This window comes from Mycobacterium sp. TH-M11, from assembly GCF_057473725.1.
In genome coordinates, this window is sequence record NZ_JBYCLD010000041.1 from 1 (window position 1) to 8,732 (window position 8,732).

Annotated in this window: 8 protein-coding genes and 1 pseudogene; 4 read left to right on the top strand and 5 right to left on the bottom strand. The window is 67.6% G+C overall.

Annotated elements, in window-relative coordinates; all coding sequences use genetic code 11:
• The first annotated feature begins 403 nt into the window (after positions 1-403).
• From AC2VOG_RS01690 to AC2VOG_RS01700, 3 genes are read left to right on the top strand one after another with little or no spacing between them, the layout of a single operon-like run.
• Positions 404-2,167, top strand: coding sequence for an N-acyl-D-amino-acid deacylase family protein (locus AC2VOG_RS01690; protein WP_486938184.1), 1,764 nt, complete (start codon positions 404-406; stop codon positions 2,165-2,167).
• A 36-nt stretch (positions 2,168-2,203) separates the two neighbouring features.
• Positions 2,204-2,707: an SRPBCC family protein gene (locus AC2VOG_RS01695; protein ID WP_486938191.1), complete on the top strand. Its 504-nt coding sequence runs from the start codon at positions 2,204-2,206 to the stop codon at positions 2,705-2,707.
• Positions 2,708-3,652, top strand: coding sequence for an oxidoreductase (locus AC2VOG_RS01700; protein ID WP_486938185.1), 945 nt, complete (start codon positions 2,708-2,710; stop codon positions 3,650-3,652).
• Here AC2VOG_RS01700 and AC2VOG_RS01705 read toward each other — a convergent pair.
• Both AC2VOG_RS01705 and AC2VOG_RS01710 read right to left on the bottom strand, forming a co-directional pair.
• Positions 3,621-4,241: a TetR/AcrR family transcriptional regulator gene (locus AC2VOG_RS01705; RefSeq protein WP_486938186.1), complete on the bottom strand. Its 621-nt coding sequence runs from the start codon at positions 4,239-4,241 to the stop codon at positions 3,621-3,623. The two genes, AC2VOG_RS01700 and AC2VOG_RS01705, sit on opposite strands and share 32 nt — an antisense overlap.
• 262 nt (positions 4,242-4,503) lie before the next feature.
• Positions 4,504-6,552 (bottom strand): MMPL family transporter, encoded by a 2,049-nt coding sequence (locus AC2VOG_RS01710; RefSeq protein WP_486938187.1) that lies wholly within the window; start codon positions 6,550-6,552, stop codon positions 4,504-4,506.
• Between the two features lie 59 nt (positions 6,553-6,611).
• On the opposite strand from AC2VOG_RS01710, the gene AC2VOG_RS01715 reads away from it, so the two are divergent.
• Complete coding sequence (locus AC2VOG_RS01715) at positions 6,612-6,872, top strand: hypothetical protein (RefSeq protein WP_486938188.1); 261 nt, start codon at positions 6,612-6,614, stop codon at positions 6,870-6,872.
• Here AC2VOG_RS01715 and AC2VOG_RS01720 read toward each other — a convergent pair.
• From AC2VOG_RS01720 to AC2VOG_RS01730, 3 genes and pseudogenes are all read right to left on the bottom strand, one after another.
• Positions 6,851-7,522 (bottom strand): maleylpyruvate isomerase family mycothiol-dependent enzyme, encoded by a 672-nt coding sequence (locus AC2VOG_RS01720; protein ID WP_486938189.1) that lies wholly within the window; start codon positions 7,520-7,522, stop codon positions 6,851-6,853. The genes AC2VOG_RS01715 and AC2VOG_RS01720 overlap by 22 nt on opposite strands.
• Positions 7,515-7,964 carry an SgcJ/EcaC family oxidoreductase gene (locus AC2VOG_RS01725; RefSeq protein WP_486938190.1) on the bottom strand — a complete coding sequence of 150 codons (450 nt, stop codon included), beginning with the start codon at positions 7,962-7,964 and terminating at the stop codon, positions 7,515-7,517. Before AC2VOG_RS01725 ends, AC2VOG_RS01720 begins: the two co-directional genes overlap by 8 nt.
• Positions 7,961-8,732, bottom strand: a pseudogene (locus tag AC2VOG_RS01730) (hypothetical protein); the annotation flags it as partial. The pseudogene AC2VOG_RS01730 and the gene AC2VOG_RS01725, both read right to left, overlap by 4 nt.

The window sequence follows — 8,732 nt, forward strand, 5'->3', positions numbered from 1 at the left end:
GCCGCCGACACCGTCACCGACACGCTGGTGACGCCGTCGGGCGACATCAACCTGGACTCGCTGTTCGGCGGTATCGACGCCGCCGCGCCGCTGGACCCGGGTGCCGCCTTCACCGGGCTGGACGCGGCGTCGGCGATGGCCACCTCGGTAGATCCACTGGGCTTCCTCGGGTTCTGAGGAACAACCGGCTGAACTGACCGACGAACCAGACATCCCAGACCGCTTGCGGTCTGGGATGTCTGGCGTTCGGCCGCCGCCGGCTGGGGGCGATTCCAGGTGCGGTCCTGCCGGAGATTTTGTTCACGGGCTCGGCGCATCTGATGGTCAAAGCACCTCCCAAAAGCGGTCAACCTCGACATGATGGTGCCGGGAGCACTGGCCGCTACGACCAAAGGAGCCCTTTGTGTACGACCTCACGATCACCGGTGGCACCGTCGTTGACGGAACGGGAGAACAGCGCTACCTGGCAGACGTCGGTGTCCGGGACGGACGCATCGTGGCCGTCCAGCGCCGCACCGGAGCCGATGATCCGGGGCTGACCGGGCCGGCAACCGAAACGATCGATGCCACCGGCAAGGTGGTCGCACCGGGGTTCGTCGACATCCACACCCACTACGACGGGCAGGTCAGCTGGGACAGTCTGCTGGAGCCGTCCAGCGGTCACGGTGTGACGACGGTGGTCACTGGTAACTGCGGGGTCGGCTTCGCCCCGGTTCGGCCGGGCCGCGAGGAGTGGCTGATCAAACTGATGGAGGGAGTCGAAGATATCCCTGGCACCGCCCTGACCGAAGGCATCACCTGGGGGTGGGAGAGCTACCCCGAGTACCTCGACAAACTCGAGCGTCAGAGTCTCGCCGTTGACGTCGGCAGCCAGGTCGCGCACGGCGCGATCCGTGCTTACGCCATGGGAGACCGCGGCGCCCGCAACGAGCCGGCCACCCCGGACGACATCGCGGCGATGAGCCGGCTGGTGCAGGAGGCCATTGAGGCTGGGGCGCTGGGATTCTCGACGTCACGCACCCTGGCGCACCGGGCCATGGACGGCGAGCCGGTACCGGGCACGTTCGCCGCCGAAGATGAACTGTTTGGCCTGGGCCGGGCCATGGCCGCCGGCGGACAGGCGGTCTTCGAACTGGCGCCGCAGGGGGCGGCCGGTGAGGACATCGTTGCGCCCAAGAAAGAGCTCGAATGGATGCAGCGCCTGGGTGCCGAGATTGATCGGCCGGTGTCGTTCGCGTTGATTCAGGTCGATGCCGACCCGAATCTGTGGCGCGAACAGCTGGATATCTCCGCGGCCGCCCATCAGGCCGGCAGCGCGCTGTACCCGCAGATCGCCGCGCGACCGTTCGGCATGTTGCTGGGCTTCCCCGGGCATCACGCGTTCACCCACCGCCCCACCTACCGCCGGCTGAAGGCCGAATGCAGCCGCGCCGAACTCGCGCAGCGCCTCGCTGAACCGGCGGTCAAGGCGGCGATCCTGTCCGAAGACGACCTGCCGGTGGATCCGTCTCTGCAGTTCGACGCGATGTTTGCGCTGGTCCAGCATTCCCTGCACCGCATCTACGACCTGGGTGACCCGCCGGACTACGAGCCGACCCCGGAGCGCTCGGTGGCAGCGATCGCCGCGGCGCGCGGCGATGATCCGTTGGCGACGCTGTATGACCTGATGCTGGCGGCCGACGCCGGCTCGATGCTGATGTTGCCGTTCTTCAACTACGCCGACGGCAACCACGACGCGATCCGCGAGATGCTCACCCACCCCGCCGGCGTGCTGGGTCTCTCCGACGGCGGCGCGCATTGCGGAATGATCTGTGATGCCTCCTATCCCACCTACCTGCTGACACATTGGGCGCGCGATCGGCATCGCGGCGACAAGCTGCCTTTGGAGTACGTGGTGCGCAAACAGTGCCGCGACACCGCGCAGCTGTTCGGACTCAATGACCGCGGGGTCATCGAGGTCGGCAAGAAGGCCGACATCAATGTGATCGATATGGATGCGCTGACCCTGCAGCCGGCCCGGATGGCTTATGACTTGCCGGCCGGCGGGCGCCGTCTGCTGCAGGGGGCGAGCGGGTATGTTGCGACGATCGTCAACGGTACCGTCACCCGGCGTAACGGCGCCGACACCGGTGCCCGGCCTGGGCGTCTGGTGCGTGGAGCGCGCTAGTAGGCCACCACCGAAAGGAACCAGCAGTTGTCTCGGATGCATCCGTGTGAGCAGGTCGGCCTCGATTTCCTCGAGCGTGCGCCGCAGCGGTTCAGCAACAGCGTTGACCTGGCCGTCACGCCCGATGAGATCTGGGAGGTGCTGGCCGACGCCGAAGCCTGGCCGCACTGGGCGAGTGTCATCACCAAGGTGACCTGGACCAGCCCCGAACCGCACGGTATCGGCACCACCCGCGTCGTCGACATGCGCGGCGGCATCGTCGGAGACGAGGAATTCCTGGCTTGGAAACCGGGAAAACACATGGCATTTCGCTTCAACGCGAGTTCGACCTCGGCGTTGGCGGTGTTTGTCGAGGATTACATCATCGAGCCCACCCCGCAGGGATGCCGGCTCACCTGGACCCTGGCCAATCGGCTGACCGGGCCGGCAGCGTGGTTCTCGCCGATCAGCGGGCCACTGATGAATCTGGGGTTCCGCCGCTTCCTGGTCAACCTGCGCCGCTACACCGACCAGCGTTTCGCGACGGCGGGCCGCGGGTAGATGACCGCGTCCGGATGGTTACCGGACCAGGGTGCTTCGCAGGCCGGCCGGGTAGCCGTCGTGACCGGCGCGAACACCGGCGTCGGCCTCGAAGTCGCGCGGGGACTGGCGATTCTGGGCGCCACGGTCGTGCTGGCTTGCCGCAACACCGACGCGGCTGCCGCGGCCCGGCTAGATATTCTCCGATCGGCTCCGGCCGCACGTGTCGACGTGGTCCATCTGGACGTCAGTGACCTGGCGTCGGTACGTGCTTGCGCGGACGAGCTCCGGGTCGGGTACCCGGTCATCGACATCCTGGTCAACAACGCCGGTGTCATGCACCAGACCCGGCACCTGACGGTCGACGGCTTCGAAGGTGACTTCGGCACGAACTTCCTTGGGCCGTTTGCGCTCACGGGACTCCTGCTCGATCGCGTACTCGCCTCCGCGGCGGGACGGATCATCGCGGTGAGCAGCAAGACCCACCGCAGTGGCCGGATCGCATTCGATGATCTGCAGTTGGCGACGTCGTTCACTCCGGCGAGGGCCTATACCCAGTCCAAGCTTGCCCAACTGATGGCCACCTATGAACTGCAGCGGCGGCTGGAATCGGCTGCCAGTCCGGCGATCGCGTTGGCGGCGCACCCGGGTGGCACCCGAACCTCGATCCTGCGTGGGCAGTCCCGGGCGGTCCGCTGGGTGTTCAACAGCCGGTCTCGTTATCTGACGGGCTGGTTCACTCAAGGCCCCGCTGAGGGGGCGCTGCCGATGTTGCGGGCGGCGACCGACCCGGCCGCCACGGGTGGTCAGTTCTACGGACCGGGCGGGCGTTTCGAGCAGATCGGCCCGCCGGTGCAGGTTCAGGCCGCCGGCCGAGCCTGTGACGCCGACGCGCAGCGGCGGTTGTGGACGGTCGCCGAAGATCTGACCGGCGTCACCTACTCGCTGACGTGCGATCCGGCCTAGCGCTGCGCGCGGCGCTCACCGCCGGGGCGATCCACCGGCGCAGCAGGCGACGTAGTTCGTCGCCCGATGCCGGCAGCGGCGCCAGGATGAATGACTGCAGCGTGCGCAGCACCATCTCGATAATGTCGTCGATGCCCTGATCGTCGAATCCGGTCCAGTCGACGTCGAGGCGCTCCAGCAGGGAGTGCCCGAAGCTGCGGCCGGTGTCGGTCGTGACGGTCACGGCGAAGGCGCTGGCCTGTTGAGTGCGCAGCAGCAGGCCAAGATAGGGGTCGTGAGGGAGGCGCTCCAGGGTGAGCGCGACGCCCTCGGCGACCGCTTCGCCGGGATCGGTCATTCCCGACAGGGCTGCGGCGAGCTGGTCCAGGAAGGCGCCGGCGCCGTCGGCGGCGGTTGCCGTCAGCAGCTCCTCGGTGCTGGGGAAGTAACGGTAGACCGTCTGCCGGGTGACGCCGAGCGTGCGTGCGACGTCGGCGATGCTGGTCTGCTCGCCCCGTTCGTCGATGGTCTGGCGAGTGGCGCGCAGAATCCGTGCCACCGCCTCCTCGTCGCTGGCGGGCACATTCCCGCCCCAACCGCGGGTGCGCATCAGAACCTCCGTGCCCAGGTGCGACGACGATTCATAGCCGGAACCGTAGCCGCGGTCGCCGCCGCCTGGCGCAATGCCCGCTGTTGGCCGCGCCGTGTCTTGAATGCTAAGCAGGTGCAAACGCGTCGTTGCGGGTATTGCCATGATCGGTGGGAAGAGATCTTTGGACCGGTCGTCACCATCTGGAATGGGCCACGGGTTCGGCTACCAGGGCGTCGACGGCCACCTCAAGACCCAGTCGATCTGGTCGGCACTGTAGAGGTCAGCGTGGCAGATTGGGCCACCAGACCCGATCGCCGATCAGTGAGAACAGCGCTGGAATCACCAGGGTGCGAACGACGAACGTGTCCAACAGGATTCCGAGTCCGACGATGATGCCCAGCTGGGTCAGCACGATCAACGGCAGCACCCCGAGCACGCAGAACACCGCGGCCAGCACGATGCCGGCACTGGTGATGACTCCGCCGGTGGCTGATACCGCGCGCACCATCCCGTCGCGGGTGCCGTGTGCGGGCGTCTCTTCGCGGGCGCGGGTCACCAGGAAGATGGTGTAGTCCACGCCCAGGGCTACCAGGAACAGGAATGCGAACAGGGGAGTGCTGTTGTCCAGCGCCGGAAATCCGAACAGGTGCAGGCTGGCCCAGCAACCCAACCCGAGCGCGGCGAGTGCGCTGAGCACCGTCGCCGTCACCAAGACCGGCGGGGCCAACACCGCCCGAAGCAGCACGAACAGCACGGTGAGCACCACCAAAAGGATCAGCGGGATCAGCACCGCGCGGTCGCGCACGGCCGCATCGCGCACATCGAAGGCCTGTGCGTCGGCGCCACCCACCAGCGTGCGTGCATCTACCGCACCGACCGAATGACGAAGGCCAGCAATGGTATTGAAAGCCATTTCTGTTGCCGGAGCGGCGTCGAGCACCACCGACCACATGGTTCGTCCGGTCTCGGAAACGCCCGTCTGGACCACCGAGACGACGCCGGGGACGGCGGTGATCGCCTGTTTGAGTTGCTGCGACCGGGCGGTGGCGCCGATCACGACGGTAGGACTGGCCGCGCCGTCCGGAAAGTGTGCTGCCAGCGTGTCGAATCCGGTCACCGAGTCGGCCTGTAACCGGAACTGCTCGGTCTGCGACAAGCCGATCCCGGCGCCCAGTAGGCCGGTGGCCGATACCGCCAGGACGGCGATCGCCGCCGTGCACACCAAGACCGGACGCCGTGAGACGGCCTCGGCGACGCGGTGCCACGGTCCCACCTGCGTCACCGCATCACCTGTGGCCCGGGGAATGAACGGCCAGAACACCTTCCGGCCGACCAACGCCAGCAGTGGAGGCAAGACCCACAGCACGAACACGGCGGCCACAACCAGCCCACAGCTGGCGCAGATCCCGAGACTGCGGGTGCTCGGGGTGACCGCCAAGATCAGCGTCAGCAGCGCCAGCACCACAGTGGCATTGCTGGCCAGGATCGCCGGGGCGGCTGCGGCCACCGCACGTCGCAGCGCGTCGCGATGCTCGGGTTCGGTTCGCAGTTCTTCGCGATAGCGTGAAATCAGCAGCAGCGCATAGTTGGTGCCGGCCCCGAAGACCAGGACGCTGGTAATGCCTGCGGTGGAGCCGTCAAAGGTCACGCCCGCTGCGCGTGCGACATCAGACCCCACCACGGTGGCTACCCGATCGGCGAACGCGATCACCATCAGCGGTACCAGCCACAACACCGGCGAACGGTAGGTGACGATCAACAGCAGCGCCACCACCAATGCGGTGACCGCCAGCAGGGTGACGTTGGCGCCGGTGAAGGCATCGGCGATGTCGGCACCGAACGCCGGTCCGCCGGTGATGTGGGTCGACAGTGTCGGTGGCAGGCCGTCGGCAGCCGCCGCCCGCAACGCTTTGACGGCATCGGTGAGTGCGAAACCGGACAACTCGGCAGTCAACGGCACGGTCGCCAGGGCCGCCTGACGGTCGGTGGACAGCAGTACCGGCGGGGCGGGGCCGGCGAGCACCTGCGGCACCTGCGCCATGCGGTCGCGGGCCGCATGCACCGCCGCGATGTCGGCCGGTGTCAGTGGCGCTCCATCGCTGCGGGTGGCGACCAACAGCGCGGTCGCCTGCTCCCCGCCGGCGAAGGTGGACAGCGCCGCGGCGGCGCGGGCGGATTCGGAGTTGGCCGGCAGCGCCTCGGGTGATTGGGTCGCGGCCGCGTTGTCGTTGTTGAGCACCATCAGTGCGACCGCGATCAGGATCGGAACCAGCGCGACGAGCCAGGAACGACGGCCAGTGACGGCGGCGGACAAACGCTCCCAAACCATCCGGCGAGCATGTCACCGAAACTTTGGCCGAACAACCGAATGCGCTCTGATCACCTACGGTGAGACTCAACTGGACCAGCTTCTCTACCGCCAGGGCGATTGGCGGCGGCACCAACCACTCCATCCAGTTCACCATCAGGATTCAGCCCGCGCCGCCGGTACCGGGCGAAGCCACCAGCTGCCGCATCGACACCCTCAGCATCGCCGGTACCAAACCCGATGGTTTCGCGTTTTCGGTGGTCCCGTCGCTCGGCGAGACCAGTGCGCGGGCGATTTGGTTCCGGCCGCTACCTGAAAATCAGCAGACGGGAATCGGCTGATCGTCGTCGCGATGGCCGAAAATGCCGAAGTTGTCGACCAAGTGCGCTGACGGTTCGGGAGACCAGTCCCACCCGGCGATCTGACCGCGGGAACGCCGGCTGAACAATCCGCGCAGCAGCTCGTAGCCGTCGGCCCGCAAAGTGGTCACGGATTCTCCGGAGCCGCAACGCCATTCCTGCCCCAGTTCATCGCTGATCACCAGCGCCGCGGTATCACGCAGCAGCCGTCCGGGCAGGCGACCCAACACGTCCAGGAACGGCTGCCAGTGCTCGCGGTCGATCCGCGACAGTCCCAGCGCCTCGTGCAGGTCCCCCTCATGGCAGATCGCGTCGGCGGCGAGGTTGGGCCCGGCGAACCGCTCCGGAAGACTCGCCTCTGCCGCCGGGGAGGCGCGCTCCCACTCCTCGAGCAGCTCGCCGACCGGGCGGTCGCGCCGTTCCGCCACGTGCCGTGCGGTCCAGTATTCGCCCGGGGCGCCGTCGAGCCGTTGAGCCAGGACGTCTGCAGCGCCACCGGTCAGATGAGCCAACACATCGTGCACCGACCATCCGGGAGTCGCCGGAACCGCGAGGCTCAGCTGGTCCTCGGTGAGTCCGGCCGCCAGGCTGCTGATCCTGCCGCGCGCGGCCCGGTAGCTGGCGTCAAGCATGGGAGCCTCCTGTGTCGTGGCGTCGGTAAACCAGTGTGCGCAGCAGCTTTTGGGCCAGGCGCCGGTCTGTGGTGTTCTGCGAGCAGGCCAACAGCCAGCCGGTGCCAGTTCGCACCGCGACACTGGTGTTGATCCGCACACCCCGATTTCGGCCCTGCGCGCTCTTGGTCACGACGGCACGTGAGTGGATCAGCGCGACATCCGGTGTCACAAACCGAAGAGTAGATTCCTTGAGTTCGAGCCGCGTCCCTCGCAGCAGGTTGGCGAACAGCGGCGCATACGCCGCGGCAATAGCCTCCCGACCTTGGTAGCGGTCGCCCAGGAAAGTGACGTAGTCCGCGTCGGGGGTGAAGACGGATGCATAGGCCGCGGCATCGCCCGAGTTCCAGCCGCCGACCTGTCGGGCGAGCAGCTCTTGGAGCGCGGTTTCGTCGGCGGTCATGAGGCGAGCCTGGGTCCCCGCAGGTTGGCGAGCAGGATGCGGGCCAGCAGCACCGGATCGCGCAACCGCGCTGGGGAATCCACCAGGTTGCGCACCCGTAGGACGCGCTCGGTGACGGCGATGTCGCGGGACACGGCGGTCCCTACCGCTTCGGTGAACCACCCGCCCAGCCGGCGGCGAATCGGGTGCGGGTGGTCGTCGGCAGCGGGACGATCCTGGGCGGCGTTCGCCGCCCAGATCGGTCCGATCTGGGCGGCCGCCGCGCGGAAGAATCGCTGCGACAGGTCCGGACCACCGGCTGCCAGACAGTCACGTAGCGCCAGCGCTTGCAATGCTGCCACCGTCATCCCTTGTCCGTGTAGCGGATTGAGCCGGCAGAGCCCATCGCCGATCACCACCAGCCCTTCGGGGAAGCGCGTCATCTGGTGGTAGCGGCGCCACAGTGCACCGGTGTCATGAGAGACCGCGATATCGCCCACCGGTCTGGCGTCGCGCAGCCCGGCCATGATCGATGCCGGAAGCATCTGCCTGGCCGCTACCTGCATGGCGGTGAAATTTCTTGGGGGAGAGCCGTAGTCACCGTGGCGGGCGATCGACAGCATCCAGGCGTCATGCTCGTAGGCCACCAGTAGCAGACCGGGATAGGCGCGGCCCTGGTTGATGAAGACCAGCTGGTCGTCGAGCCGTCCGGGCGGGATGCGCAGCAGCTGGCTGGAGTAGGCCCAAGCGGGGCGCAGGCGGTGGTCCGGCACGCAGCCGAAGCCGTGT